General features: G+C 70.5%; 28 protein-coding genes, 2 tRNA genes and 1 pseudogene. 19 read left to right on the forward strand and 12 right to left on the reverse strand.

Features of this window, described 5'->3' with window-relative positions:
* Positions 1–52: 52 nt before the first annotated feature.
* Positions 53–214 (reverse strand): annotated as a pseudogene (locus ABD056_RS19125) (hypothetical protein); the annotation flags it as partial.
* Positions 215–412: 198 nt separating this feature from the next.
* Positions 413–502 (reverse strand) — tRNA-Ser (locus ABD056_RS19130).
* A gap of 281 nt (positions 503–783) precedes the next feature.
* Between ABD056_RS19130 and rplU the strand changes: the two genes are divergently transcribed.
* The 8 genes from rplU to rlmH all read left to right on the forward strand — a co-directional run bounded on the left by rplU (position 784) and on the right by rlmH (position 7,222).
* Positions 784–1,080 (forward strand): 50S ribosomal protein L21, encoded by a 297-nt coding sequence (gene rplU, locus ABD056_RS19135; RefSeq protein ID WP_343869327.1) that lies wholly within the window; start codon positions 784–786, stop codon positions 1,078–1,080.
* 33 nt (positions 1,081–1,113) lie between these two features.
* On the forward strand, positions 1,114–1,371 hold the full coding sequence (gene rpmA / locus ABD056_RS19140; protein ID WP_343869329.1) for a 50S ribosomal protein L27: 258 nt from the start codon (positions 1,114–1,116) through the stop codon (positions 1,369–1,371).
* Between the two features lie 572 nt (positions 1,372–1,943).
* Positions 1,944–3,053 (forward strand): GTPase ObgE, encoded by a 1,110-nt coding sequence (gene obgE, locus ABD056_RS19145; protein ID WP_343869332.1) that lies wholly within the window; start codon positions 1,944–1,946, stop codon positions 3,051–3,053.
* The gene (gene proB / locus ABD056_RS19150; protein ID WP_343869334.1) at positions 3,041–4,201 is read left to right on the forward strand and encodes a glutamate 5-kinase; all 1,161 of its coding nucleotides are present in this window, start codon (positions 3,041–3,043) and stop codon (positions 4,199–4,201) included. Before obgE ends, proB begins: the two co-directional genes overlap by 13 nt.
* A 37-nt stretch (positions 4,202–4,238) precedes the next feature.
* Positions 4,239–5,555, forward strand: a complete 1,317-nt coding sequence (locus ABD056_RS19155) for a glutamate-5-semialdehyde dehydrogenase (protein ID WP_343869336.1) — start codon at positions 4,239–4,241, stop codon at positions 5,553–5,555.
* 25 nt (positions 5,556–5,580) lie between these two features.
* The gene (locus ABD056_RS19160; RefSeq protein WP_343869338.1) at positions 5,581–6,228 is read left to right on the forward strand and encodes a nicotinate-nucleotide adenylyltransferase; all 648 of its coding nucleotides are present in this window, start codon (positions 5,581–5,583) and stop codon (positions 6,226–6,228) included.
* A 70-nt stretch (positions 6,229–6,298) separates the two neighbouring features.
* Positions 6,299–6,685 (forward strand): ribosome silencing factor, encoded by a 387-nt coding sequence (rsfS, locus tag ABD056_RS19165; protein ID WP_343869340.1) that lies wholly within the window; start codon positions 6,299–6,301, stop codon positions 6,683–6,685.
* Positions 6,686–6,763: 78 nt separating this feature from the next.
* Positions 6,764–7,222, forward strand: a complete 459-nt coding sequence (rlmH, locus tag ABD056_RS19170) for a 23S rRNA (pseudouridine(1915)-N(3))-methyltransferase RlmH (RefSeq protein WP_343869342.1) — start codon at positions 6,764–6,766, stop codon at positions 7,220–7,222.
* Positions 7,223–7,370: 148 nt separating this feature from the next.
* Here rlmH and ABD056_RS19175 read toward each other — a convergent pair.
* The 3 genes from ABD056_RS19175 to ABD056_RS19185 form a co-directional block, all read right to left on the reverse strand.
* Positions 7,371–7,447, reverse strand: a tRNA-Arg gene (locus ABD056_RS19175).
* 261 nt (positions 7,448–7,708) lie between these two features.
* Positions 7,709–9,331 carry an ABC-F family ATP-binding cassette domain-containing protein gene (locus tag ABD056_RS19180; RefSeq protein ID WP_343869343.1) on the reverse strand — a complete coding sequence of 541 codons (1,623 nt, stop codon included), beginning with the start codon at positions 9,329–9,331 and terminating at the stop codon, positions 7,709–7,711.
* Between the two features lie 244 nt (positions 9,332–9,575).
* Complete coding sequence (locus tag ABD056_RS19185; RefSeq protein ID WP_343869346.1) at positions 9,576–9,770, reverse strand: hypothetical protein; 195 nt, start codon at positions 9,768–9,770, stop codon at positions 9,576–9,578.
* A 318-nt stretch (positions 9,771–10,088) separates the two neighbouring features.
* On the opposite strand from ABD056_RS19185, the gene ABD056_RS19190 reads away from it, so the two are divergent.
* From ABD056_RS19190 to ABD056_RS19200, 3 genes are all read left to right on the forward strand, one after another.
* Positions 10,089–11,987, forward strand: coding sequence for a methanol/ethanol family PQQ-dependent dehydrogenase (locus ABD056_RS19190; protein WP_343869348.1), 1,899 nt, complete (start codon positions 10,089–10,091; stop codon positions 11,985–11,987).
* A gap of 111 nt (positions 11,988–12,098) precedes the next feature.
* On the forward strand, positions 12,099–12,560 hold the full coding sequence (locus tag ABD056_RS19195) for a c-type cytochrome (RefSeq protein WP_343869350.1): 462 nt from the start codon (positions 12,099–12,101) through the stop codon (positions 12,558–12,560).
* 16 nt (positions 12,561–12,576) lie between these two features.
* A complete protein-coding gene (locus ABD056_RS19200; RefSeq protein WP_343869351.1) occupies positions 12,577–13,944 on the forward strand; it encodes a quinoprotein dehydrogenase-associated putative ABC transporter substrate-binding protein in 1,368 nt (455 codons plus the stop codon).
* A 20-nt stretch (positions 13,945–13,964) separates the two neighbouring features.
* Here ABD056_RS19200 and ABD056_RS19205 read toward each other — a convergent pair whose 3' ends face one another.
* Positions 13,965–14,594 carry a hypothetical protein gene (locus tag ABD056_RS19205; RefSeq protein ID WP_343869353.1) on the reverse strand — a complete coding sequence of 210 codons (630 nt, stop codon included), beginning with the start codon at positions 14,592–14,594 and terminating at the stop codon, positions 13,965–13,967.
* A 48-nt stretch (positions 14,595–14,642) separates the two neighbouring features.
* On the opposite strand from ABD056_RS19205, the gene ABD056_RS19210 reads away from it, so the two are divergent.
* The gene (locus ABD056_RS19210; protein WP_343869355.1) at positions 14,643–15,140 is read left to right on the forward strand and encodes a DUF3280 domain-containing protein; all 498 of its coding nucleotides are present in this window, start codon (positions 14,643–14,645) and stop codon (positions 15,138–15,140) included.
* Positions 15,141–15,147: 7 nt separating this feature from the next.
* On the opposite strand, the gene ABD056_RS19215 is transcribed toward ABD056_RS19210, so the two are convergent.
* Both ABD056_RS19215 and ABD056_RS19220 read right to left on the reverse strand, forming a co-directional pair.
* Positions 15,148–16,137 carry a PQQ-dependent catabolism-associated beta-propeller protein gene (locus ABD056_RS19215; RefSeq protein ID WP_343869357.1) on the reverse strand — a complete coding sequence of 330 codons (990 nt, stop codon included), beginning with the start codon at positions 16,135–16,137 and terminating at the stop codon, positions 15,148–15,150.
* 20 nt (positions 16,138–16,157) lie between these two features.
* Positions 16,158–17,417: an ABC transporter substrate-binding protein gene (locus ABD056_RS19220; RefSeq protein WP_343869359.1), complete on the reverse strand. Its 1,260-nt coding sequence runs from the start codon at positions 17,415–17,417 to the stop codon at positions 16,158–16,160.
* 323 nt (positions 17,418–17,740) lie between these two features.
* Between ABD056_RS19220 and ABD056_RS19225 the strand changes: the two genes are divergently transcribed.
* Together ABD056_RS19225 and ABD056_RS19230 are read left to right on the forward strand one after the other, a co-directional pair.
* Entirely contained in the window at positions 17,741–18,682 is a 942-nt protein-coding gene (locus tag ABD056_RS19225) for a quinoprotein relay system zinc metallohydrolase 2 (protein WP_343869361.1), read from the forward strand.
* Positions 18,683–18,701: 19 nt separating this feature from the next.
* The gene (locus tag ABD056_RS19230; protein WP_343869363.1) at positions 18,702–19,568 is read left to right on the forward strand and encodes a quinoprotein dehydrogenase-associated SoxYZ-like carrier; all 867 of its coding nucleotides are present in this window, start codon (positions 18,702–18,704) and stop codon (positions 19,566–19,568) included.
* Between the two features lie 34 nt (positions 19,569–19,602).
* Here the strand turns inward: ABD056_RS19230 and ABD056_RS19235 are convergent, their stop codons facing one another.
* Positions 19,603–19,974: a hypothetical protein gene (locus ABD056_RS19235; RefSeq protein WP_343869365.1), complete on the reverse strand. Its 372-nt coding sequence runs from the start codon at positions 19,972–19,974 to the stop codon at positions 19,603–19,605.
* Between the two features lie 70 nt (positions 19,975–20,044).
* The gene (gene gfa / locus ABD056_RS19240; protein ID WP_343869368.1) at positions 20,045–20,656 is read right to left on the reverse strand and encodes an S-(hydroxymethyl)glutathione synthase; all 612 of its coding nucleotides are present in this window, start codon (positions 20,654–20,656) and stop codon (positions 20,045–20,047) included.
* Between the two features lie 466 nt (positions 20,657–21,122).
* Between gfa and pqqA the strand changes: the two genes are divergently transcribed.
* From pqqA to pqqE, 4 genes are all read left to right on the forward strand, one after another.
* Positions 21,123–21,200, forward strand: coding sequence for a pyrroloquinoline quinone precursor peptide PqqA (gene pqqA, locus ABD056_RS22925; protein WP_425545062.1), 78 nt, complete (start codon positions 21,123–21,125; stop codon positions 21,198–21,200).
* Between the two features lie 115 nt (positions 21,201–21,315).
* Positions 21,316–22,071, forward strand: coding sequence for a pyrroloquinoline-quinone synthase PqqC (gene pqqC, locus ABD056_RS19245; RefSeq protein ID WP_343869370.1), 756 nt, complete (start codon positions 21,316–21,318; stop codon positions 22,069–22,071).
* Between the two features lie 2 nt (positions 22,072–22,073).
* On the forward strand, positions 22,074–22,409 hold the full coding sequence (gene pqqD, locus ABD056_RS19250) for a pyrroloquinoline quinone biosynthesis peptide chaperone PqqD (RefSeq protein WP_343869371.1): 336 nt from the start codon (positions 22,074–22,076) through the stop codon (positions 22,407–22,409).
* Complete coding sequence (gene pqqE, locus ABD056_RS19255) at positions 22,406–23,566, forward strand: pyrroloquinoline quinone biosynthesis protein PqqE (protein WP_343869373.1); 1,161 nt, start codon at positions 22,406–22,408, stop codon at positions 23,564–23,566. The genes pqqD and pqqE overlap by 4 nt, the downstream gene beginning before the upstream one ends.
* Here pqqE and ABD056_RS19260 read toward each other — a convergent pair.
* The gene (locus ABD056_RS19260; protein WP_343869376.1) at positions 23,563–24,363 is read right to left on the reverse strand and encodes an ABC transporter permease; all 801 of its coding nucleotides are present in this window, start codon (positions 24,361–24,363) and stop codon (positions 23,563–23,565) included. The genes pqqE and ABD056_RS19260 overlap by 4 nt on opposite strands.
* Entirely contained in the window at positions 24,363–25,181 is an 819-nt protein-coding gene (locus ABD056_RS19265) for an ABC transporter ATP-binding protein (protein WP_343869378.1), read from the reverse strand. Before ABD056_RS19265 ends, ABD056_RS19260 begins: the two co-directional genes overlap by 1 nt.
* A gap of 180 nt (positions 25,182–25,361) precedes the next feature.
* Here ABD056_RS19265 and pqqB point away from each other — a divergent pair.
* A partial coding sequence (gene pqqB, locus ABD056_RS19270) for a pyrroloquinoline quinone biosynthesis protein PqqB (protein WP_343869380.1) occupies positions 25,362–26,153 on the forward strand: 792 nt, incomplete at its 3' end.

The following is a 26,153-nucleotide window of genomic DNA, read 5'->3' on the forward strand; positions in this document are numbered from 1 at the left end:
ACGGTAACCGAGAATTTTCTCACCTCAAGTGGTCCAGGAAAGCGGGAGGAGGTCAGATGACCTTCACCTGCACGTCCGTAAGGCTCGGAAGCGCGGGCTGAGCCTGAAGGGCCAGCCGCCGCCGATGCTCGTCAAACAGGCGGTCGACCCGCGCCGCTTCAGCGCGGACGAGCTTCAAGGCCTCCCGGTAGTCCTTCACGCGGAGGGAGAATGTCTCTTCGGTTTTGGGTTAGGTGTCCGCTATGTCAACCGGGATGGCGGCGCGGTGATAGTGCGTAGCGCCACGGCGGTAGAGGCGGGGGTGACCGAGCATCTTCTCCATGCTCCTACTGTAACAGTCGGATGGAGCAGCGAGCAGATTTTCCGGTGAACTCCCAAGGACTTGCTTTTTCATCAAGGCCATAGGGGAAAGTGGCGGAGAGGGTGGGATTCGAACCCACGGTACCCTCGCGGGTACAACGGTTTTCGAGACCGCCCCGTTCGACCGCTCCGGCACCTCTCCGCACTGAAAAGGCCGCAGAATTTCGCGTCGGTCGCTTGCGGGAGGCCGATACATAGCGTAAGGTTCGGGGCTTAGCAACAACCACGTTGCAAAAATTTTCGCCCCCGGTGCCGACGCCTCCGTCGCGCCGTCGGACGACCCGTCACAGCGGGATGTGTAGGCGGACCCCGGCCGAAAATGCCCCCATCGGGCATTGACAGGCGGGGTCTCGTCTGTATATTTCCCGGCTCCATCCGCGGGGCCTCGCTCCGCCCACGTTTCGCAGTCAAGGTTGCACCACCATGTTCGCAGTCATCAAGACCGGCGGGAAGCAGTACAAGGTCGCGCAGGACGACATCATCGCCATCGAGAAGCTGCCGTCCGAGGCCGGCGAGGCCGTCACGTTCGACGTGCTGATGGTCGGCGACAAGGTCGGCGCCCCGATCGTGGACGGCGCGTCCGTGACGGGCGAGGTCCTGAAGCAGTTCCGCGACGACAAGGTGATCGTCTTCAAGAAGAAGCGTCGCCAGAACTACCGCCGCAAGAACGGCCACCGCCAGTACAAGACCCTGGTCAAGATCACCGGCATCTCCGGCTGATCCCGGGTCCGCTAGAGTTCAAGGAGAGCACTAATGGCTCATAAAAAGGCAGGCGGCTCGTCCCGCAACGGTCGCGACTCCGCCGGTAAGCGCCTCGGCGTGAAGAAGTTCGGTGGCGAGAAGGTCGTCTCCGGCAACATCATCGTCCGCCAGTGCGGCACGAAGTGGCATCCGGGCGAAGGCGTCGGCCTCGGCCGCGACTTCACCATCTTCGCCGTCCGCGATGGCGCCGTGAAGTTCCACACCGGCTTCAAGGGCCGCGTGTTCGTGTCGGTCGAGCCGCAGGCCTGACGCTCCGGCTCGGGCCTCGACCAGCCGGTCGGAAAAGAGGGGAACGGATCGCACCGTTCCCCTCTTTTCGTTTGTCCGCTCCGCCCCACATCTGCCGGGGCAAGGACAGGGCGAGGGCCGCCGCGACTCCGGCCGGCGCGAGTGCGCCGCGCGGCCCCTGCCGCGAGAGCCAAGCGTGCGGAGAGCCGCGCGCCCGGCGCCTGAGGGCGCGGCGGCTGTGCCGTCGGACCTGGGTGCCAAAGTTGAAGGCTGGGGAATCTTCCGGAGGCGTGGCGCACGCCGCGACTCCGGCCGGCGCGAGTGCGCCGCGCGGCCCCTGCCGCGAGAGCCAAGCGTGCGGAGAGCCGCGCGCCCGGCGCCTGAGGGCGTGGCGGCTGTGCCGTCGAACCTCGGGCGATAGTGTTGAAGGCTGGGGATCTTCCGGAGGCGTGGCGCACGCCGCGACTCCGGCCGGCGCGACCGCGCCGCGCGGCCCCTGCCGCGAGAGCCAAGCGCGCGGATGCGCGCGCCCGGCGCCTGAGGGCGCGGCGGCTATGCCGCCGCCACATATATATAGAGAGAGCACCCGTTCGATGAAGTTTCTCGACCAGGCCAAGATCTACATCCGCTCCGGCAACGGCGGGAACGGCTGCGTCGCCTTCCGGCGCGAGAAGTTCATCGAGTACGGCGGCCCCGACGGCGGCGACGGCGGCCGCGGCGGCGACGTGATCTTCGAGGCGGTGGCCAACCTCAACACCCTCATCGACTTCCGCTATCAGCAGCACTTCAAGGCCGAGCGCGGCCACGACGGTGCCGGGCGCGACATGCACGGGCGCGGCGGCCATGATCTGGTGATCAAGGTGCCGGTCGGGACGCAGATTCTCGCCGACGACCAGGAAGAGGTGCTGGCCGACCTCATGCGCCCCGGCCAGCGGGTGACGCTGGCCAAGGGCGGCAACGGCGGCTGGGGCAACGCCCGCTTCAAGACCTCCACCAACCAGGCTCCGCGCCATGCGAATCCGGGCCAGGAGGGCGAGGAGATGTGGGTCTGGCTGCGGCTGAAGCTGATCGCCGATGCCGGCCTGGTCGGCCTGCCCAATGCCGGCAAGTCCACCTTCCTGGGCGCCGTCACGCGGGCGCGGCCGAAGGTGGCGGATTACCCGTTCACCACGCTGCACCCCAACCTGGGCGTCGCCTATGTGGACAACACGGAATTCGTCATCGCCGACATTCCCGGCCTGATCGAGGGCGCCAGCGAGGGCGCCGGCCTCGGCACCCGGTTCCTGGGGCATGTGGAACGCTGCGGCGTGCTGCTGCACCTGATCGACGGCACCGACTACGACCATGTGGCCGAGCACTACCGCACCATCCGGCACGAACTGGAGGAATACGGCGGCGGCCTGGCCGACAAGCCGGAGCTGATCGCCATTACCAAGACCGACGCCCTGATCCCGGAAATCGTCGACGACCTGCGCGAGCAGCTGGCGGCCGAATCGGGCCAGCGCAAGGAAGACATCCTGGCGATCTCGTCGGTCGCCCGGCAGGGGCTCGACTCGGTGTTGCACCGCATGCTCGGCTATGTGATGGAGGCACGCGCCGCCCGTCATGCCGAGGACGGCGGCTATGCCGACGAGGATGAGGCGGCAACCGGCGGCGACTCGGGCGCCGACGACGGACAGGAGAGCGGGGAATGGCGGCCTTGACCGAATCGGCGGTGGCCTCGGCGCAGGCGGCGGCATCGCCGCTCGCCCAGGCCAAGCGGATCATCATCAAGATCGGCTCGGCGCTGCTGGTGGATGAGGCGCGCGGCGAGGTGCATCGGGCGTGGCTCGACACCGTCGCCGACGACATCGCCGCCTGCAAGGCGCGGGGCCAGGAGGTGGTGGTGGTGACGTCCGGCTCCATCGCCGTCGGCCGCCGCCACCTGGGCCTGCCCGACGGCCCGCTGAAGCTGGAGGAAAAGCAGGCCGCCGCCGCCACCGGCCAGGGCCGCCTTGCCCATGCCTATCAGGAAACGCTCGCCCGCCATGGCATCACGGCGGCGCAGGTGCTGCTGACCATCGGCGACACCGAGGATCGCCGCCGCTACCTCAACGGCCGCAACACCCTCGATACGCTGCTGCGCTACGGCGCCGTGCCGGTCATCAACGAGAACGACACGGTGGCGACGACGGAAATCCGCTTCGGCGACAACGACCGCCTGGCCGCCCGAGTCGGCATGATGATCGGCGCCGATGCGCTGGTGCTGCTGTCGGACATCGACGGCCTCTATACCGCCGACCCCAAGGTCGACCCCACCGCCGAGCTGATCCCCGAGGTGCGCGAGATGACGCCCGCCATCGAGGCCATGGCCGGCGAGGCGCGGCCGGGCTACGGCTCCGGCGGCATGGTGACCAAGCTGATGGCGGCGCGCATCTGCATGGGCGCCGGCACCCGCATGGCCATCGCCCGCGGCAAGCTGAACCACCCGCTGCGGCAGCTGGAACAGACCGGCCGCTGCACCTGGTTCATCCCCAAGGACAACCCCCGCACCGCCCGCAAGAACTGGATCGCCGGCCGGCTGCGCCCGGCGGGCACCCTGCATGTGGACGACGGCGCCGCCCAGGCGCTGGCGGGCGGCCGCTCGCTGCTGCCGGCGGGCGTGACCATGGTCGAAGGCACCTTCGAGCGCGGCGACGCCGTGCAGGTGAAGGACGCCGACGGCCGCACCATCGCCAAGGGCCTCATCGCCTACAACAGCCACGACGCCAACCTCATCGCCGGCCACAAGACGGCGGACATCGAGGATCTGCTCGGCTACCGTGGCCGCGACGAGATGATCCACCGGGACGATCTGGTCCTGGACGCCTGACGCCCGCCAGACCCGCACCCCTGGGAGAAGGACCGCCATGACCACCGCCGCCGCCACCGCTGCCGCCTCCGCCTCCGCCGCCCTGGCTGAAACCGCCGACGTCCGCGACCTGATGTCGGCCATCGGCCGCCGGGCCCGTGCCGCCGCCCTGGTGCTGGCGAAGACGCCGACGGCGCCGAAGGATGCGGCGCTGCGGGCCGGCGCGGCGGCGCTGCGGGCGCGCATGGGCGAAATCCAGGCGGCCAATGCTCGCGACATGGAGGCCGGCCGCGCCAAGGGCCTCACCGACGCCATGCTCGACCGCCTCAACCTGACCGCCGGCCGCATCGAGGCCATGGCCAAGGGGCTGGAGGATATCGCCGCGCTGCCCGATCCCGTCGGCGCCGTCATGGCCGAGTGGGACCGTCCCAACGGCCTGCGAATCCAGAGGGTGCGCACGCCCCTCGGCGTCATCGGCATCATTTACGAAAGCCGGCCCAACGTCACCGCCGATGCTGGGGCGCTCTGCCTGAAGTCGGGCAATGCCGCCATCCTGCGCGGCGGGTCGGAGAGCTTCCATTCGTCGCAGGCCATCCTCGCCTGCCTGCAGGAGGGGCTGGCGACGGCGGGTCTGCCGGCCGACTGCATCCAGATGGCGCCGACCACCGACCGCGCCTTCGTCGGCGCCATGATCACCGCGACCGACTACATCGACGTCATCGTGCCGCGCGGCGGCAAGTCGCTGATCGAGCGGCTGTCGGCGGAAAGCCGCATCCCCATGTTCAAGCACCTGGAAGGCATCTGCCACACCTATGTCCATGCCGCCGCCGACCCGGCGCTGGCGCGGGCGGTGGTGCTGAACGCCAAGATGCGCCGCACCGGCATCTGCGGCGCCACCGAGACGCTGCTGGTCGACCGCGCGCTGGCCGGCTCGCTGCTGCCGCAGCTGGTGGCCGACCTGCTGGCGGCTGGCTGCGAGCTACGCGGCGACGCGGCGGTGCAGGCGGTCGACCCGCGGGTGCTGGCTGCGACCGCGGCGGACTGGGACACCGAATACCTGGATGCCATCCTCAGCGTGAAGGTGGTGGACGGGCTCGACGACGCCATCGCCCACATCAACGCTCACTCCAGCCAGCACACCGAATCGGTCCTTACCGAGGACGCGGCGGTGGCGGAGCGGTTCATGGCCGAGATCGATTCGGCGATTCTCATGCACAATGCCTCCACCCAGTTCGCCGACGGCGGCGAGTTCGGCATGGGGGCGGAAATCGGCATCTCCACCGGCAAGCTGCACGCCCGCGGCCCGGTGGGGGTGGAGCAGCTGACCACCTTCAAGTACAAGGTGCGCGGCAGCGGCCAGTGCCGGCCGAGCTGACGCCGCCCGCCGCCGTTCCATCGCCGTGACCGCTGCACCCCGCCCCGATCCGCTCGACCCGCTGCCCGCCTATGGCGACCGGCGGCGGCTGCGGGTCGGGCTGCTGGGCGGCAGCTTCAATCCGGCCCACGACGGCCACCGCTTCATCTCGCTGGAGGCCCTGCGGCGGCTGGCGCTGGATGAAGTGTGGTGGCTGGTCAGCCCGCAGAACCCGTTGAAGCCCGCGGCCGGCATGGCGCCGCTGGCCGAGCGGGCGGGCGGGGCGCGGGCTTGTGCGGCGCATCCGCGGTTGCGGGTGACGACGCTGGAGACCCGTTTCGGCACCCGCTACACCGCCGATACCCTGGCGGTGCTGCGGCGGCGGTTCCCCAATGTCACCTTCGTGTGGCTGATGGGGGCCGACAATCTGCATCAGATCAGCCGCTGGCGGGCCTGGTCATCGATCTTTCGCAACCATCCCGTTGCGGTGTTCGACCGGGCGCCCTATTCTTATCGAGCGTTGGCAAGCAAGGCGGCGCGGCGTTTCGCCAGACACCGATTGCCCCTTCGGAAGGCCCCGGTTCTGGCCGGCAGCGAAGCCCCCGCGTGGGTCTTCCTTCCGATCCGACGCCATCCCGCCTCGGCGACTGCCATCCGCGCCGGCCGGCACGGTGCCGGCAGCACCCCCGCGTGAGCGCGGGGCTCTGCCCGTCATGACGGCGTGGACGACCCCTATGGAGCGACCCATAAAACCCGATCCGCAAGTGCCTCTCGACCCGGCCGAAGTGGTCGAACTGGTCGAATCGGTTCTCGAAGACAGCAAGGCCGAGGACGTGATCGTCATCGGGCTTGCCGGCAAATCCTCCATCGCCGAATACATGGTCATCGCCTCCGGCCGCAGCTCGCGGCAGGTTGCGTCGGCGGCCGAGCATCTGGTGGAGAAGCTGAAGGCCGTCGGCCTGATGCCCTCCGTCGAAGGCAAGGCGGCTGGCGACTGGGTGCTGGTCGATGCCGGCGATGTGGTGGTTCACCTGTTCCGCCCGGAAGTGCGCGCCTTCTACAATCTGGAAAAGATGTGGGGCGTGGCCAACCCGGCGCGGCCGCCGGTGGCTGCCGATGCGGCGGCGTCTTCCGCCGCCTACATGGCCTGACGGGGCTTCCGCCGCCTCCTCCGTAACCGGCCGCGCCCGGACAGGACGGAAAGGGGCAGGCGGAAGGCGCACGCCGCCATGAAGCTGATGCTCGCCGCCGTCGGGCGCGCGAAGAACGGATCCGAACGCGCCCTGTTCGAGCAGTACGCGAGCCGCCTGAAACTGCCTTTCGACGTGCGGGAGGTGGAGGAAAAGCGGCCGCTTTCGGCTGCCGAACGCATGGCCCGCGAAGCCGACCTGCTGCTGGCCTGCGTCCCTGCGGGCGCGGTGGTGGTGGCGCTGGACGAACGCGGCCGGCTGCACACGTCGGAAGAGTTCGCCCGCCTCTACGGCGGCTGGCTGGAACGCGGCGCCCCTTGCGTCGCCTTCCTCATCGGCGGCGCCGACGGCCACGGGCAGGCCGTGCGCGACCGCGCCGACGCCCTTCTCTCCCTGTCGAAGATGACCTGGCCGCACATGCTGGTGCGCGCCATGCTGGCAGAACAACTCTTCCGCGCCCAGAGCATCCTGGACGGACACCCGTATCATCGGGCGTGAGTCAGCGTCCGTCAGAGGACCATAAGCTTCTTTGGTCTCAGGCGTCTGCTGCGACCATCCTGTGCCCGTTCATCGCCTTGAGAGAACCGCCAGAGACGGTCAAGGGCTTACCGCCTCGGAACGGTAAGCCCTTGTTCAAGCCATATTCTGGTGCGCCCGGCGGGATTCGAACCCACGGCCCCCGGATTAGGAATCCGGTGCTCTATCCGGCTGAGCTACGGGCGCGCAGCAACCTCAACGGCAGATACTGCAAATGCTTACCAGGGCGGGACCGGGCCCATAAGTCACCAAGCAAACGCTTGGCGAGGCTGACCCTATACTTGCTCCGGCCCGTCGCAACCATACCCGACGATGACGATCGTTCAAGCCAAAACCGAGCCGCGGGGCGGCCGGGTCCGACTGCACCAACGCGTAGAGGTGGTGCTGCCGATGTTCGCAGCTGAGCCAAGCTAACCTTTCGTGGCGCCGCCCCCCACCCGCGCGCCGTCAGCTCCGCAGGCCGGGGGCCTCCTGCCCGGTGCTGGCGACATATTCGGTGTAGCCGCCGCCGTACTGGTGGACGCCGTCCGGGGTCAGTTCCAGCACCCGGTTGGACAGCGCCGCCAGGAAGTGGCGGTCGTGCGACACGAACAGCATGGTGCCTTCGTAATCGGCCAGGGCCTTGATCAGCATCTGCTTGGTGTCGAGGTCGAGGTGGTTGGTCGGCTCGTCCAGCACCAGGAAGTTGGGCGGGTTGTAGAGCATCATCGCCATCACCAGCCGCGCCTTCTCGCCGCCGGACAGCACCCGGCAGGGCTTTTCGACGTCGTCGCCCGAAAAGCCGAAGCACCCGGCCAGCGCCCGCAGCGATCCCTGGTTGGCCTGGGGGAAGCGGTCCTCCAGCGATTCGAACACCGTGCGGTCGCCCTCCAGCAGGTCCATGGCGTGCTGGGAGAAATAGCCCATCTTGACGCTGCCGCCGACGGTGACGCTGCCGTCGTCCGGCGTGGTCGCGCCCGCCACCAGCTTCAGGAGGGTGGACTTGCCGGCGCCGTTCACGCCCATGACGCACCAGCGCTCCTTGCGGCGGATGGTCAGGTCGAAGCCCTGGTAGATCTTGCGGCTGCCGTAGCCCTTGTGGACGTTCTTCAGCACCGCCACATCATCGCCCGACCGCGGCGGCGTCGGGAAGTCGAAGGCCACCACCTGGCGGCGGCGGGGCGGCTCGAACCGCTCGATCTTCTCAAGCTTCTTGACGCGGCTCTGCACCTGGCTGGCGTGGGAGGCGCGGGCCTTGAACCGCTCGATGAACTTGATCTCCTTGGCGAGCATGGCCTGCTGGCGCTCGAACTGGGCCTGCTGCTGCTTTTCGTTCAGCGCCCGCTGCTGTTCATAGAACACGTAGTCGCCGGAATAGGTGGTCAGGGTGCCGGCGTCGATCTCGATGATCTTGGTCACGATGCGGTTCATGAACTCGCGGTCGTGGGACGTCATCAGCAGGGCGCCGTCGTAGCCCTTCAGGAAGTCTTCCAGCCAGATCAGGCTTTCGATGTCCAGGTGGTTGCTCGGCTCGTCGAGCAGCATGACGTCGGGCCGCATGAGCAGGATGCGGCCGAGGGCGACGCGCATCTTCCAGCCGCCCGACAGAGTGCCGACGTCGCCGTCCATCATCTCCTGGCTGAAGCTGAGGCCGGCGAGGATTTCGCGCGCCTTGCCCTCCAGTTCATAGCCGCCCAGTTCCTGGAAGCGGGCCTGCACTTCGCCGAAGCGTTCGAGGATGGCGTCCATCTCGTCGGCGCGGTCGGGGTCGCACAGGGCGGCTTCCAGCTCGGCCAGTTCGGCGGCGACGGTGCTGAGCGGGCCGACGCCGTCCATCAGCTCGGCGACGGCGCTGCGGCCCGCCATCTCGCCGACGTCCTGGTTGAAGTAGCCGATGGAGACCTGCTTCTCGACCACCACCTGGCCGTCGTCGGGGGTATCCTCGCCGGTGATCATGCGGAACAGCGTCGTCTTGCCGGCGCCGTTGGGTCCGACGAGGCCCACCTTCTCGCCCCGGTTCAGGGCGGCGGAGGCCTCCAGGAACAGGATCCGGTGGCCGTTCCGCCGGGTGATGGTATCGAACCGTATCATAGTCTCAGGGCTCCGGTGGCGAGGTCGGGCCCCTTATGCCACAGGATGGCCGGCGCGGAAGAGTCCTGATCGACGCCGGCGGCCCCGCCGCCCGGCGGATCATTTCATTCCTGCAAAGATGTCTTCCAGGCCAGCGCCTTATCAAGCCGCACGGTGGTATGCGATCCTTGGTACGGAGGTGGCCTCCCCCCTTTGCCGCCCGCCGCCGTTGCGGGGCGGCGGCAGACCGGCCGCCAGCCGGGTCTCAGATCGACCGGTCCTCGCAGCGCCAGCGGCGGATCGTCCAGTCCGGGTGGCTTTGCTGCCACTGGGCGGCGCGCATGGTGCCCTCGCGCATGCAGGCGACCACATGCGGATACTCCCGGCCGTAGTCGGGGGTGACGGTCCTGCAGTCGGCCGATGCGCCGACCAGGCAGACGATGAAGACAAGCTCGATCATGCACCCTCCGGTGTTGGGGTGGTCGCAGCCACGGCCTTTCCAGACTAACGCCGCCGATCCCCCTGCTGCATTGCAACATATTGCACGCCGAGAGTCCGTCCGAAGAAGACGAGCGGAATTTTCTTACTTTACCAGGCAATAATAAGAAGAGGTAGATCAGCAATTGCGGGTCATCCGCACCCTGACATACTTGATGATGGTCACGCCAAAAATTATCGTTTTTTAATATCAACAGGTTCGGGAGATCCGAGGAAGTTCTCAGGGAATGGTGAGGAAAAAGCCACAATAATTGGCGAAATCCAAGGGAGGTACGTCCAGATGAAATGGCTGGCACGCATACTCGTCTCCGGCGCGGCCCTGACCATCGCCGGAACGGCGCTGGCAAACGACGATACCCTCACGAAAACCAAGGACCCGAAGAACTGGGCCATCCAGTTGGGCAACTACGAGGGTCAACGCTACAGCCCCCTCGACCAGATCACCGTCGAGAACGTCAAGTCCCTGCGGCCGGCGTGGAGCTTCTCCACCGGCGTCCTGCGCGGCCACGAGGGCGGGCCGATCGTCATCGGCGACACCATGTACATCCACACCCCGGTGCCGAACATCGTCTATGCCCTCGACCTTGCGAACGAGGGGCGGGTGAAGTGGAAGTACGAACCGCGGCAGGACCTCAACGTCATCCCCGTCATGTGCTGCGACACGGTCAACCGCGGCGTCGCCGTGGCTGACGGCAAGGTGTTCCTGGCCCAGGCCGACAACACCCTGGTGGCGCTGAACGCCGACAGCGGCCAGGAACTGTGGAAGGTGAAGAACGGCGACCACACCCGCGGCGAAACCCTGACCGCCGCGCCGCTGGTGGTGAAGGACAAGGTGCTGGTCGGCATCAGCGGCGGCGAGTTCGGCGTCCGCGGCCACCTCACCGCCTACAACACCGAAAGCGGCGAGATGGTCTGGCGGGCCTATTCCACCGGGCCCGATGCCGACGTGCTGCTCGACCCGCAGACCACCACCATGATGGGCAAGCCCATCGGCGAGGCCGACCTGGGCGTCAAGACCTGGCCCGGCGAGGAATGGAAGATCGGCGGCGGCACCACCTGGGGCTGGTACACCTATGACCCCGAGCTGGACCTCGTCTACTACGGCACCGGCAACCCCGGCACCTGGAACCCGGTGCAGCGCGCCGTCGACAACGACCGGGCCAAGAGCGACAACAAGTGGTCCATGACCATCTTCGCCCGCAACCCCGATACCGGGCAGGCCAAGTGGGTCTACCAGAAGACGCCCTTCGACGAATGGGACTTCGACGGCGTCAACGAGAACATCCTCGCCGACCTCACCATCGACGGCCAGGAACGCAAGGTTCTGGTCAACTTCGACCGCAACGGCTTCGCCTATACCCTCGACCGGGAAACCGGCGAGCTGCTGGTGGCGAAGAAGTTCGACCCGGTGGTGAACTGGGCCACCGACATCGACATGGAAACCGGCCGACCCAACGTGGTCGACCAGTACAGCACCTTTGCGCAGGGCGAGGACACCAACACCAAGGGGGTCTGCCCGGCCGCCCTTGGCACCAAGGACCAGCAGCCGGCCGCGTTCAACCCGCAGACGGGCCTGTTCTACGTGCCGACCAACCACCTGTGCATGGACTACGAGCCCTTCCAGGTGGCCTATACCGCCGGCCAGCCTTACGTCGGCGCCACGGTCGCGATGTATCCGGCGCCCAATTCCCACGGCGGCATGGGCAACTTCATCGCCTTCGACGCCGCCAAGGGCGAGATCGTGTGGTCCAAGCCGGAGCGCTTCGCGGTGTGGAGCGGCGCCCTCACCACCGCGGGCGGGGTCGGCTTCTACGGCACGCTGGAAGGCTACCTGAAGGCCTTCGACCTCAAGGACGGCACCGAGCTTTACAAGTTCAAGACGCCGTCCGGCATCATCGGCAACATCAACACCTACGAGCACAACGGCAAGCAGTACATCGCCGTGCTGTCGGGTGTCGGCGGCTGGGCCGGCATCGGCCTGGCGGCGGGGCTGACCGATGAATCGGCGGCCGCCGGCTGGCACGAAGCCGTCCACCCGGAGCGCGGACAGGGGCCGGAAACGGCGGCCGACGTCACGGTGGACACCGCCGGCCTGGGGGCCGTCGGCGCCCATCGCCAGCTGTCCGACTACACCCAGCTGGGCGGCGTGCTCACCGTCTTCGAGCTGCCGAGCAACTGACCGCAGCGACGGACGCCGGCGCCGGATGGCGGTGCCGGCGTCCGCCCTGCCCCACCGGACACACCGAACACACGACACACCGGATAACCGGATACAGAGGATGTCTGCCTGATGGTTCTGGACATGCTGATGCCGCCGCTGCGGGCCGCGCTGCTCGCCCCGCTGCTGCTGATGGCCGGCACCGCCGTCGCCCTCGCCCAGGATGACGGGGAGGCCATGACCGACGAGGACGGCGTGCCGCTCTACCGCGTCGAGGAAGGCCGCGTCGACCGCGGCACCTACAACGGCTATCGCCGCTATCACAACTCCTGCCACGTCTGCCACGGCGCCGACGGGCTTGGTTCCTCCTTCGCGCCGGCCCTGGCCGAGACCATGGACTCCATCGACTACTACGCCTTCCTGGAAGTGGTGGCGAGCGGCCGGCAGAACCCCGGCGCCACCGGCAACAAGGTGATGCCCGCCTTCGGCACCGACCCCAACGTGATGGACCATATCGACGACATCTACCGCTACCTGAAGGCCCGGTCGGAGGGCGAACTGGGGCGCGGACGGCCGGTGCGCCTGGAGGGCTGACAGCGGGAGAGCGGACGTGATCCTGACCCTGAAACGATCCGCCGCGGTCGCGCTGACGGCGGCGGCGGCGGTCCTGGCCGCCGTCGTCGCCCAGCCGGGGCCGGCGCGGGCGGCGGCGGAAACCTGGATGCCGTCGGGCAGCCTGCGGGTCTGCGCCGACGGCGCCCTGCTGCCCTATTCCGACGAGCGCGGCGAGGGCTTCGAGAACCGCATCGCCGAGATGATCGGCGCCGACCTCGGCCTGCCCGTCACCTACTACTGGTGGCCGCAGACCATCGGCTTCGTGCGCAACACGCTGCGCGCCCGCCACTGCGACCTCATCATCGGCGCGGCGGTGGGGGAGGAGCTGATGCAGAACACCAACCCCTACTACCGCTCCGCCTACGTCATGGTCTACCGGCGGGATTCCGGCCTGACCGCCACCGGCCTGGACGATCCCGGCCTGCGCGGCGCCCGCATCGGCGTGGTGGCGCAGACGCCGCCGGCCACCCTGCTGCGGCGCCACGGCCTGACCAACATCGAGCCCTACCAGCTGAACGTCGACACGCGGGTGGAACAGCCGGTGCGGCAGGCGGTGGAGGATGTGGCCCGCCGCCGCACCGACCTCGCCCTGCTGTGGGGGCCCATGGCCGCCTGGCACGCCGCCCGGGCGGAGGTGCCGCTGACCGTGGTGCCGCTGGCCGATGCGCCCTCGGCGCGGATGCAGTTCATGATCTCCATGGGCTTGCGGGAAGGCGAGACGCGCTGGAAGCACTGGCTGAACGAGTTCATCACCCGCCGCCAGGCCGACATCGACGCCGTCCTGACCGACTACCACGTGCCGCTGATGAACCGCGACGGCACCCCCCGCCAGCCCGCCGCCGCCACCGCCACCGCCGCCGCCCCGGCCGAGGCCGCCGCCGTGCCCGAGCCCGACGGCTACCGCATGGACGCCTTCCGCGCCCCCACGCCGACCACCCTGCAGGGGGCGACGGTGGTCGGGCTGCAGGAGGTGATCGCGCTGATGAAGCAGGGGGCGCCGCTCATCGACGTGCTGCCGGCGCCGCCCCGCCCGGCCGACCTGGCGGCCGGCACCGACTGGCTGCCGCCGCCGCGCGCCACCATCCCCGGCGCCACCTGGCTGCCGAACGTCGGTTTCGGCACCCTGTCCGACGACATGGCGGGCTATTTCCGCCGCCACCTGGAACGCCTGACCGGCGGCGATGCCGGCCGGGCGGTAGTGCTGTTCTGCGAACGCGACTGCTGGATGTCGTGGAACGCCGCCCGGCGGGCGGTGGACTGGGGCTATGGCCGCGTCCACTGGTTCCCCGGCGGAACCACCGAGTGGGGCGAGGCCGGCCTGCCCCTCATCCCGGTCGCCCCGGCCGAGGGGCTGCTGAACTAGCCGCCCCCGGGAAGGCGGCCTCAGTCGAGGCGGGCGGCGATGGTGCGGGTGAGGATGCCCAGCCGCTGCTCCACCAGCACCGGCTGCTCGCAGACCGCCTCCAGGGCACGGCGGCGGTCGTCGAGGATGCGGCGCTGCCATTGCAGGGCCTGTTCGGCGGTCGCCGCCTCGGCGCTGCCGGGCGGGGCGGTGTCCAGCGTCGCCAGGGTGCGGGCGATGGCGGCGTGCAGGGCGTCCTGCTGGCGGGCGTAGCGGCCGATGACCTGCAACGCCTCCCGCCGCCGGGCGGCCTGAGTCTCGTAGACGGCGGCGAACAGGGCGGTCAGGGCCTGGTTGCGCTCGGCACCGGCAGACTCGGCCACGGCCGCCACCGCCTCGTCAAAGGCGGCGGCGGAGGCCGTGGCACCGGGCGCGGTCGCCAGCGCCGCTGCCCGCCGCACCGCCGCATCGTCGCGCCAGCGCGGCTCCACCGCCTCCGGGTCCGGGCCGCTCCACAACAGGCCCGGCGACAGCTCGGGGACGTAGACCTGCACGCATGGCCAGTCGGGCGGACGCGCCGCTTCCTGCACCGGCTGCGCCCGCAGGGGCGCCGCCGCCGCCAGCAGCAGGGCAAGGGCGGCAACGGGACGGACAACGGGCCTGCCGGGCATGGGGCGCCTCCCTGTCAGGGCGTGGATGAAAGAAGGATGCGAGCCGCCATGAACCGCCGCCTGCCTGCCGCTGCCGCCCTTGCGCTGATCGCCGTCCTTCTGCTGCCGGCGGCGGCCGAAGGGGCGGCGCAGCAACGGCGCGTCCTGGTGCTGGATGTGGAACTGCTCGACACCAGCGGCGAGGGCGAGGCGCCGCAGCATCCCGCCCGGCTGGCCGCCGCCTCCCGCCACCTGCGCGACCTGCTGGCCGAGGCCGGCGGGCTGGAGGTGGTGACGGCGGCGGGGGAGACGCCCCGCATCCGCACCTGCAACGGCTGCGAACTGGCGCTGGCCCGGCAGGCCGGGGCGGACTTCGTGGTCACCGGGCTGGTGCGCAAGGTCTCCACCCTCATCCTCTCCATCACCCTGACCGTGCGCGACGCCGGCAGCGGCGCCGTGGTGGCGGAGGGGGTCGCCGACATCCGCGGCGACACCGACCGTTCGTGGCTGCGCGGCATCGGCTGGCTGGTGGAACACCGCCTGCTGGCGCCGCCGCCGCCGCGCTGACGCCGCCTCAGGGCAGCACGATCACCCCCCAGGGGGCGCCGCCGACGCCGACGCTCTTGATGACGCGGTCGTTCTTCAGGTCGATCACCGACATGTCGTTGCTGACGCCGTTGGTGGTGTAGAGCCGCGTCTCGTCCGGCGACAGGGCGAGGTTCCACACCCGCTGGCCGACCAGATGGTACTTCACCACCTCACGGGTCTGCGGGTCGATCTCCGCCACCCGGTTGGAGGGGCCGAGGGCGACGAAGATGCGTCCGCCGTCCTCGGTGATGGCGATGCCGACCGGCTGGATGGCCTCGCGCCGGATGCCGGGGATCTCGAAGCCGATCTTGTCGACGATCTCGCGGCTGGCGGCGTCGATGACGCTGACCGTGCCGCCGATTTCCGCCGACACCCACACCTCGCGCCCGTCGCGGGTGAACTGCGCCACCCGCGGCCGCGAATCGACCAGCACGTTGGCGACGATCTCCTGCGTCTCGGTGTCGATGAAATGGGCCATGTTGGTGGTTTCGGAGGTATTGACCAGCAGCCGGCCGTCGGGGCTGATGCCCATGCCCTCGGGCTCGACGCCGACGATGATCTCGGCGGTGATCACCTTGTCGACCACGTCGACGGCGCTGACCATGTTGTCGTCCTCGTTGGCGACGTAGAGGATGCGCCCTTCCGGGTGCAGCACGAAGAGTTCCGGGTCCGGCCCCGAGGGCAGGCTGTCCACCACCCGCCGACTGGCGATGTCGATGACGTCGATGCGGTTGTCGTCGCCGGCGCAGACGTAGATCTGGGTCTTGTCGGCGCTGAAGGTGATGCCGCGCGGCCGGCGGCCGACATCGATGGTGTCGGTGACCTCCAGGGTGGCGCCGTCGATGACCGAGATGGTGTTGTCCTTCTCGTTCGACACGAAGATGGTCTCCGCCACCGCCGGCGCGGCGGCCAGCAAGGCGGCGAGCGAGACGGTGACGGCGGCAACGGCAGAGGCGGCGAGGCGGCGGCGGCTCATGGGCGGGGCGTCCTTCCGGGTCAGAGTCGGCAACGGGTCTCGGGACGGTCGTCGCCCAGGGTATCGAGCAGCGACCCCTGGTGCAGGAACCCGTCCTGCGGCGACACCGAAATGAGCATGCGCGGGCCCGCCAGCAGGACGGGCTGGCGCAGCTGGCCGTCCCACTCCCGGAAGGTCAGGGCCTCGCCCTTGAAGGCGGCCAGGCTGAAGTCGTCGCCGCGCAGGAAGGCGGCGATGGCGGCCGGATCGGCGGAGCCGGCCCGCGTCGCCGCCTCGCCGATGGCGCGCACGGCGGCCCAGGCGGTGTAGTCGCGGGCGGTCATCCAGCGGCCGGCGGCCTTCTCGAACCGGCTGTGCAGCTGGGTGGCGCCCCATTGCTCGTGCACCCGCGCCCAGGCGGTCGGCACCAGCCCGTGGGTGCCCGCCACCGGGCGCGGCTGCCAGGTGCGATAGGCGAGGTATTCGCCGAACCGGTCGTGCTCGTCGGCGACGATGAGGACGTCGTGGTCGGGCAGCTGGGTGGCGGTCGGCACCTCCGACTGGATGGTGACGTGGCCGGTATCGACGCGGCGGTGGCCGATGTCGAAGGTCCAGTCGCGGCGCTCCACCACCGTGGCGCCGAAGCGCGTCGCCGCCCGCTGCACCGCCTCGGCATAGGCGGCATCCTCGGGCGTCGGGCCGGCGATGACGGCCCACCGCGTCCACTTCTTCCACACCAGATACTGGCCGAGGGCGTCGGCGAGCATCCGGCGGCTGGGCGTCACATGCAGCAGGTTGGCGGCGCATTCGTCGTTGCGCAGGCTGTCGTCGGGGGCGCGGGTGTTGAAGATCAGGGCCTCCGCCATGTCCGTCAGGGCGGCGACCTCCCGCAGCGGCGACCGCGGCAGGTCGGCGACGATGAAGCGGATGCCGTCGGCGGCCAGCGCCTGCGCCGCTTCGGCCACGCTGCCGTCGCGCGGCACCACCGCCTCCACCAGCTCGAAGCGCTGGCCGGTGAAGCGGCCGGTGGAGTCGTTGTCGGCCACCCCCAGGCGGGCGCCCTGCAGGCCGGCATCGGTCAGCACCGGTTCCAGGAAGGTCACCGGCGTCTGCGGCCGGTCCTCCTGGGTCAGGTAGGCGATGCGGATGGTGACCGCCTCCGCCGCCGCGGCCGTCGTCGCCGTCACCGGCGCCAGCCCGAGCGCCAGGGCAACGGCCGATCGGGCGACGTAGCGACGAAAGTCGGAAAGGTGCCGGGCCGCGCGCGGGCGACGGTCCCGGTCCGGGACGATGCGGACCACCCTGTTCTCCCTGTGTCACCGCGCCGGTTGGGCCGGCGTCTGACGGCTGCGCCTGTTTTTCCAGTATCTTGAAGAGCAATGGCAGCAACCGGCAAGACCAGGATGCTCCCTAATCCCTATTCGCCCGCTCCACCACCAACAGGAGACTTATTTCGCCTCCGTCTCGCCCTGTTCGCATCTGCACAGTTGCGGCATTGCACTGCAGTATGCTGATAAAAGGACTTGCCCCACCCCCGGAATCGCTGCCGCCGCAGCTTGCTGACGGCGACTGCGGCGGGGAAGATCGGGGGTGGGGGCCGTTCCGCCTGCGAGGACACGCATCGATGCGCCGACCGCCGGGCCATGCCGCCGCCGCCCTGGCGGTGCTGCTGACCGTCGCCGCCACCGCCGACGCGGCGGAGCGGGCGGTCGAGCCGCTGCCGGTGACCGAGGCGGCGCCGGGGGTCTTCGTCCATGTCGGCGCGCACGAGGAAGCCGACGCCGCCAACCACGGCGACATCGCCACCCTCGGCTTCATCGTCGGGGCGGAGGCGGTGGCGGTGGTCGATACCGGCGGCTCGCCCCACATCGGGCAGCGCCTGCGGGCGGCGGTGGCGGCGCAGAGCGACCGGCCGGTGGCCTATGTGATCAACACCCACATGCACCCCGACCATGTGTTCGGCAACGCGGCCTTCCCGGAGGCGCAGGTGATCGGCCACCACGCCCTGCATGCGGCGCTGGCGGCCCGCTTCGCCATCTACCGCGACCGCCTGGCCGAGTCGGTGGGAGACGAGGAGGCGGCGGCACTGGCACCGCTGCGGGTGGACGTGGCGGTGGCGGACAGCCTCACCCTCGACCTCGGCGACCGGGAACTGCTGCTGACCGCCCACCCGACCGCCCACACCAACAACGACCTGACGGTGCTCGACCGCGCCACCGGCACCCTGTTCACCGGCGACCTGCTGTTCGTCGGCCGGGTGCCGTCGCTGGACGGCAGCCTGCGCGGCTGGCTGCGGGTGATGGACAGCCTGAACGGGCCGGAGGTGGCGCGCATGGTGCCCGGCCACGGCCCGGTGCAGGACGATCCGGCCCCCGCCCTGGCGGCCCAGCGCCGCTATCTGGAGGGGCTGGCGGCGCAGGCGCGCCGGCTGATCGCGGGCGGCGGCGGCCTGATGCAGGCCCAGGCCGACCTGGCCCCGCCGGACGACAGCGACGGCTGGCTGCTGCTGGACGACTACCACGGCCGCAACGTGTCGGCCGCCTTCGCCGAACTGGAATGGGACTGACGGGACAGGAGACCGCGCCATGCCTCACCCCACCGCCGACCTGCACCCGCCGCCGCCCCGCCGGGCCGCCGCCGCCCGGGCGGCAGTGGCGGCCTTGGGCTTCGGCTTCGCCGTGAGCCTCGGCCTCGGCGCCGGCACCGCGACCGCCGCCGACCCGGCCTCCAACCCGCGCTGGCAGCAGCTGGTGGAGCATTACTTCCCCGGCCAGCCGGTGACGCCGGCCACCGACGGGCTCATCACCTTCGAGGCCCCCACCCGCGCCCAGGATGCCGCCCTGGTGCCCATGAGCGTCACCGTCGACCCGGCCCTGGAGGCGGAGCGGCTGCACCTCATCATCGACAACAACCCGGTGCCGCTGGCCGCCGTGTTCCGGTTCGGCCCGGCGCACGCCCCCGGCCCGGTGGAGACGCGCGTCCGCGTCGACCGCTACACCTTCGTCCATGCGGTGGTGGAAACCCGCGACGGCCGCCTGCTGACGGCGGAGCGGTTCGTGAAGGCGTCCGGCGGCTGTTCCGCCCCGGCGGTGCGCGACCCGGCGGAGGCGGCGGCGCGACTCGGCAAGATGCGGGTGCGGCTGCCGGAGCGGATCACCGCCGGCGAGGCGGTGACGGCGCAGGTGATGATCAGCCACCCCAACAACAGCGGCCTGCAGTTCGACCAGATCACCCGCTTCTACATCCCGCCCCACTACCTGACCGACATCACCGTCACCTACGACGGCGTGCCGGTCCTGACCATCGACGCCGACATCTCCATCAGCGAAGACCCGAGTTTCCGCTTCACCTTCGTCGCCGAGGCGGGCGGCGTGCTGGCGGTGACGGCGCGCGACAGCAAGGGCATGGAGTTCGCCGACCAGTGGCAGGTGCAGGTGGAACCGGCCTCGTGACCGTTCGCCCATCCTGCGGCCGGCGGGGGTGCTGCTAGAAGCACTCCATGTCGGCCGCCACCTGGGCGCGGCGGAACTCGGCCATCAGATCCTTGGCCCAGCCGACGTCGCGGAACACGGCGGAGCGTTCGCCGGGGCGCTCGCTCATGACCTTGATGGTCTCCACCGCCACGTAGTCGTCATAGGGGATGCGGGCGGCGATGGCGTCGATGCTGCAGGCGCATTTCAGCATGGTCAGCCGGTCCTGGCCGTTGGCGCCCATGCAGGCGAGCACGTAGTCGACGCGGGCGTCGGTCGGGTAGTCGTCGGCGCGGGCGGCGGAGGGCAGCACCAGCGACGCCGCCACCAGGGCGGCGATGGCGGGGGAGGAACCGCGCAGGGGCAGGGGCAGGGAGAACAACGGCATCGGGCAGCCTCGGTCTCGGCGGCCGGAAGCGGCGCCGCCCGGAGGAGCTCGGGGCGGCGCCGGCCCGGCCTCAGGCGGCGAGCGTGCCGCGGGCTTTGGCGGTGTGGGTGGCGATCAGGTCCATCAGCGGCGGCGACAGGCAGTCGTAGGGCTCCAGCCCCAGTTCCCGCAGACGGGCGCGCACCGCGTCCATCTGCGCCGGCGGCGCCCCGGACTCGATGATCGACGACACGAAGGCGGCGAACTCCGGCCCCGCCCACCCCGTCTGCGGCGACAGTTCGGGGTGGATGAAGTCGAGGCCGTAGAAGGGATGGTCGGTCTTCTCGATGCGGCCGTACATGTGGACGCCGCAGTCACGGCAGGCGTGGCGCTGGATCACCGCGCCGGGGTCGACCACCTGCAGCTTGTCCTCGTTGGCGGTGACGCGGACGTGGTTGCGCGGCACCACCGCCACCATGGAGAACAGCGCTCCCTCCGGCTTCCAGCATTTGGTGCAGCCGCAGACGTGGTTGTGGGCGCACTGGCTGTCCACCGTCACCTCCACCGGGTCGCTGGCGCAGCGGCAGCGCAGCACGCCGCCGGCAAACGCCGCCTCGCCAGGCTTCACGCCGTCGTCGACGGCGGGATGGATGTGGATGGTGCTGCCGGGAACCCCCGCGGTGCTCGACTTCAGTCCGAACATGGAGAACCTCCCCGATGCTGGTCGATTGTTGGGGCGAGTGAGGGACGCCACCGCGCTTGCCGGACGATGGCCGGTCGACTGCTCGCCATGGGCTGGTCCGGCCGTGGGTCGGACGGAAAAGGATGGCACGGCACGCCAGGGCGGACCACGGGGCGGGAGGGTTAGGCGGCTACCCATTTCTGCATCACGCCGCAGCGGCGGAGTCGCCCGGACGCCATTGACAAGCCGGGACCGGGGCTCCAGTATGGAACAATTCCAGGGATACTTGCGCACTCCCCGTAGGCTACTGGGCGCAGGCCGTGATCTTTTGGCGTATCCTTGTGATCTTTCAGTCTCTACTGCGCCGGCCCTGCCGCTGGCAGGCCTGGCGGAAGGCGCCCGGTTCCCGTCCCCGGGCGGCCGCGCGGGCACAGCGCGGGCAAGGGCGGATCAACCAAGCATCCACCAAGACCAGGGAGACACGTTCATGAAGATCTGGAAGAAGCCCACCGTGGTCGAAATCTGCGTCGGCCTCGAAATCAATTCCTACGCCTGCGCGGAATGACCCGCCGGCGGTCGCCGCCCTCCCTGCCCGGCCCCGCAAGGCCGGCGGGGAGCGGCGGCGGCTGGCTGCCTTCGGGCGCCCCACCCATCCGCCGGGAGCGGGAGGATCATCCGCCATGACCGTCACCGCGGCCGCCGCACCGCCGCCCGTGGCCGCCGATGCGCTGGAAGCGAAGATCCGCGCCATCGGGGCCGAGCGCTACCACAGCCTGCACCCCTTTCACCGCCTGCTGCACGGCGGCCGCTGCACGCGGGCGCAGGTGCGGGCCTGGGCGCTGAACCGCTACTGCTATCAGGCGGCCATTCCGCGCAAGGATGCCGCCGTGCTGGCCGGTCTCACCGACCGCGCCCTGCGCCGGGCCTGGATCGGCCGCATCCACGACCATGACGGCCACGGCGACGACCCCGGCGGCATCGAACGCTGGCTGCGCCTGACCGACGGCCTCGGCCTCGACCGCGACTATGTGATGTCCATGCAGGGCGCCCTGCCCGCCACCCGCATGGCGGTGGAACATTACGTCCAGTACGTCAAGGACCACCCCGGCCTCGGCGCCATCGCCTCCTGCCTCACCGAACTCTTCGCGCCGAGCCTTCATGCAGAGCGCATATCGGGGATGCTGGAGCATTACGACTTCATCGACGACAGCGTCATGACCTACTTCCGCCGCCGCCTCACCCAGGCGCCGCGCGACTGCGACATGGCGCTCGCCTACGTGCGCGAGCATGCCCGCAGCGAGGAAAGCCAGCAGCTGGTGCTCGATGCCGTCACCATGAAGACCAACGTGCTGTGGGTGCAGCTTGACGCCCTCTATCACGCCTATGTGGCGCCCGGACACATCCCGCCCGGCGCCTACGTCCCGCCGGAGGAGTGACCATGGCCGACCGGGCCGCGACGCCGTCTGCCGCCGCTCCTGCCACCACCACCCCCGCCGCCGGGGCGCTGTCCGATGCCTGCCGGCCGGCGCTGGCGCCGCATGTGCGGCTGCGCGAGGATCAGGCCCGCGGCCGCTGGGTGCTGCTGGCGCCGGAGCGCATGCTGGTCCCCGACGAGGTGGCGCTGGACGTGCTGCGCCGCCTGGACGGCCGCCGCACCCTGGGGGATCTGATCACCGCCCTCGCCGCCGACTACGGCGCCGCCCCCGGCGACATCCGCCCCGACGTCGACGACCTGCTGCGCTCGCTCATCGACCGGGGGTTCGTGGTGGCATGACCGACTCCCCCCGCCCCGACGACCTCCCCCTGCCCGTCGCCATCCTGGCGGAGCTGACGCACCGCTGCCCCATGCGCTGTGCCTACTGCTCCAACCCCCTGGCGCTTGATGCCGTGGAGGACGAACTCACCACCGCCGAATGGACCGACGTGCTGCGGCAGGCCGCCGCCCTGGGGGTGATGCAGGTGCATTTCTCCGGCGGCGAACCGGCCGCCCGCCCGGATCTGGAAGCACTGGTGGCGGCGGCGGTGGAGGCGGGGCTCTATGCCAACCTCATCACCTCCGGCCTCGGGCTGGATGCGGCGCGGCTGCAGCGGCTGGCGGCGCTCGGGCTCGATCATGTGCAGCTGTCGATCCAGGATACCGACGATGCCGGCATCGCCTGGGTCACCGGCGTGCCGCGCGCCTTCGACCGCAAGCTGGCGGTGGCGGCGGCGGTGCGGCAGGCCGGCCTCGCCCTGACCTGCAACCTGGTCATCACCCGCCGCAACGCCGGCCGCGTCGGCGCCCTGATCGACCTGGCGGCGGAGCTGGGGGCCGGGCGCTGCGAGGTCGCCAACGTGCAGTACTACGGCTGGGGCCTGCGCAACCGCGCCCTGCTCATGCCCACCATCGCCCAGCTGGAGGCCATGACGGCGGTGGTGGAGGAGCGCCGCGCCCACTACCGCGGCCGGCTGGTCATCGACTATGTGGTGCCGGACTACTACGCCCGCCGGCCCAAGGCCTGCATGGCCGGGTGGGGGCGGCGGTTCCTCAACGTCACGCCGACCGGCACGGTGCTGCCCTGCCACGCGGCCGAGAGCATCCCCGGCCTCAGCTTCGAGACCGTGCGGCAGCGGTCGCTGCGGGCGATCTGGACCGACGGCGCCGCCTTCCGCGCCTTCCGCGGCACCGACTGGATGCCCGAGACCTGCCGCACCTGCGACCGCCGCGAGGTCGACTGGGGCGGCTGCCGCTGCCAGGCCCTGGCGCTCACCGGCGATGCCGCCGCCATGGACCCGGCCTGCGCCTTCTCCCCCCACCACGACGCCATGCGCGCACTGGCGGAGGCGGAATCCGCCGCCGCGGCCGACGACGGCGGCACACCGCAGTACCGCCTCAACCCGCGCCGCCGGGCCGCCGCCGTCGCGCCCGCCGGCCTCGACGACACTCCCTAGCCGGCCTCCGCCTTGCGCCGCATCAGGGCGCGGGCGGGATCGTAGCCGACCACCGCCAGCGCCATGAACACGGCAGCGGCCAGCAGCGTCCAGCCCAGCGCCGGGGCGTTGACCTGCAGGTAAAGCGCATGGCGGATCAGCTCCACCGCATGGGTGAAGGGGTTGAGACTGCACACGTGATAGAGCAGCACGCTGCTTTCCCGCATCTTCCACAGCGGATAGAGCGCCGAGGAACAGAAGAACAGCGGGAAGACGACGAAGTTCATCACCCCGGCGAAGTTCTCCAGCTGGCGGATCAGCGACGACAGCAGCAGCCCCAGCGCCCCCAGCATCATGCCGCTGGCCACCAGCGCCGGCAGCACCGCCAGCAGGCCCCACTCCGGCGTCACGATGCCGAAGGCGCGGGCGATGAGCAGGAAGGCATAGACCTGCAGGATCGACACCACCGTCCCCGCCAGCAGCTTGCAAGACAGCAGCCACCAGCGCGGCAGCGGGCTGGTCAGCAGCACCCGCATGGAGCCCATCTCGCGGTCATAGACCATGGACAGGCTGCTCTGCATGCCGTTGAACAGCTGGATCATGCCCACCAGGCCGGGGACGATGTAGGTCTCGTAGGTGATGTAGGTCTGATAGGGCGGCGTGATGCTGATGCCGAGCGCCGCCCGGAAGCCGGCGGCGAACACCAGCAGCCAGATGAGCGGCCGCACCAGAGCGCCGAGGAAGCGGCTGCGCTGGTGGACGAAGCGCAGGATCTCGCGCACCACGATGCCGCGCAGGGCGATGAGGGCGGCGGCCATCACGGCGCCCCCCGCACCACGGCCAGGGCCGGCGGCGGCGCCTGGCGGCCCGGCGGCCCCTGCCCCGAACCCCCGGCGTCCTCGTCGCCGTCATCGGTGAGGCGGGCGAAGGCGGCGGACAGGTCGGCGGCGCCGGTGGCGCACAGGATCTCCGCCACCGGGGCAGCCGCCCGCACCCGGCCGCGATGGAGCACCACCACCTGATCGGCGGCGGTGTCCACCTCGTCGATCAGGTGGGTGGTCCACAGGACGGCAAGCCCCTCATCCCGCGCCAGGGCATGCACATGATCCACCAGCCGCGCCCGCGTCGGCACATCCAGGCCGACGGTCGGCTCGTCCAGCAGCAGCAGGGTCGGCCGGTGCAGCAGGGCGCGGGCGATCTCCACCCGCCGGCGATGGCCGCCGTTGAGGGTGCGCACCGTGTCGCCGGCCCGCTCCGCCATCTCCAGCCGCGCCAGTTCCTCGGCGATGCGGGGCTCGGCGATGCGGCGGCCGAGGCCGTGCAGGGCGGCGAAGACCCGCAGGTTCTGCGCCACCGTCAGGTCGAGGTCGAGGGTCGGCTGCTGGAACACGATGCCGGTCTGCGCCAGGGCCCGCCGCGGCGCCCGCGCCATGTCGTGGCCGAGCACGGTGATGGTGCCCAGCGGCGGCGCCAGCAGGCCGGCGATGAGGGTCATGAGCGTGCTCTTGCCGGCGCCGTTGGGGCCGAGCAGCACCGTCACCCGCCCGCGCGGGACGGTGAAGGATACGTCGTCCAGCGCCTTCCGCGCACCATAGGCGAAGCTGAGGGAGCGCAGGGTGAGGACGGCATCAGCCATGGGGCGCAGTCTCCGGGCTGTTGCGGCGGCTTGGTGCCGGCGGCGGTTTCGCGGTAGCCTTGCCTTCTCGCACCGCCGCCGCTCTCTGCGTCCGGCCGGTGGTCATCGTCGCTGCCTTCCCCCGGTCGCAGGGTAGCAGCCGGCGGTCCGCCCTGAACAGCCGAAACTGGGAGGTGGCCGATGCTCCGAATTCTCGTCCTGGGGGCCGCCGCCGGCGGCGGCTTTCCGCAATGGAACTGCGGCTGTGCCCAGTGCCGGCGGGCGCGGTCGGGCGATCCGGCGGCGCCGCCGCGCACCCAGTCCTCCATCGCCGTCACCGCCGACGGCGCCCGCTGGCTGCTGATCAACGCCTCGCCCGACCTCGGCCGCCAGCTGCTCGACCGCGCGCCGCTGCACCCGGCCCGGCCGCCGCGCCACAGTCCGATCAGCGCCGTGCTGGTGACCAATGCCGATGTCGACCACGTCGGCGGCCTGCTGACCCTGCGCGAGGGCCACGCCTTCCCGCTCTATGCCACCGGCCGCGTCCATGACGTGCTGGCCGCCAACAGCATCTTCAATGTCCTCAACCCCAGCCTTGTCGACCGTCGACTCGTCGCCGTCGACCGGCCGCTGGCGGTGGCCGATGCCGAGGGCGCGCCGCTCGGCCTGACGGTGGAGCTGTTCACCGTGCCGGGCAAGGTGGCGCTGTGGCTGGAAGACCCGACGAAGCCGGGCCTCGGCACCGTGCCCGAGGATACGGTGGGGGTGAAGATCAGCGCCGATGCCGACGGCCGGTCGGTCTTCTACATCCCCGGCTGCGCCGCCCTGCCGCCGGAGCTGGCGGCGCGGCTGGACCGGGCGCCGCTGGTGATGTTCGACGGCACCACCTTCACCGAGGACGAGATGCAGGCCCATCAGGTGGGGGTGAAGACGGCCGCCCGCATGGGGCACATGGCCATGAGCGGCGAGGCCGGCTCCCTCGCCGCTTTCGCG

This window comes from Caenispirillum bisanense, assembly GCF_039523075.1.
Classification (GTDB): domain Bacteria; phylum Pseudomonadota; class Alphaproteobacteria; order Rhodospirillales; family Rhodospirillaceae; genus Caenispirillum; species Caenispirillum bisanense.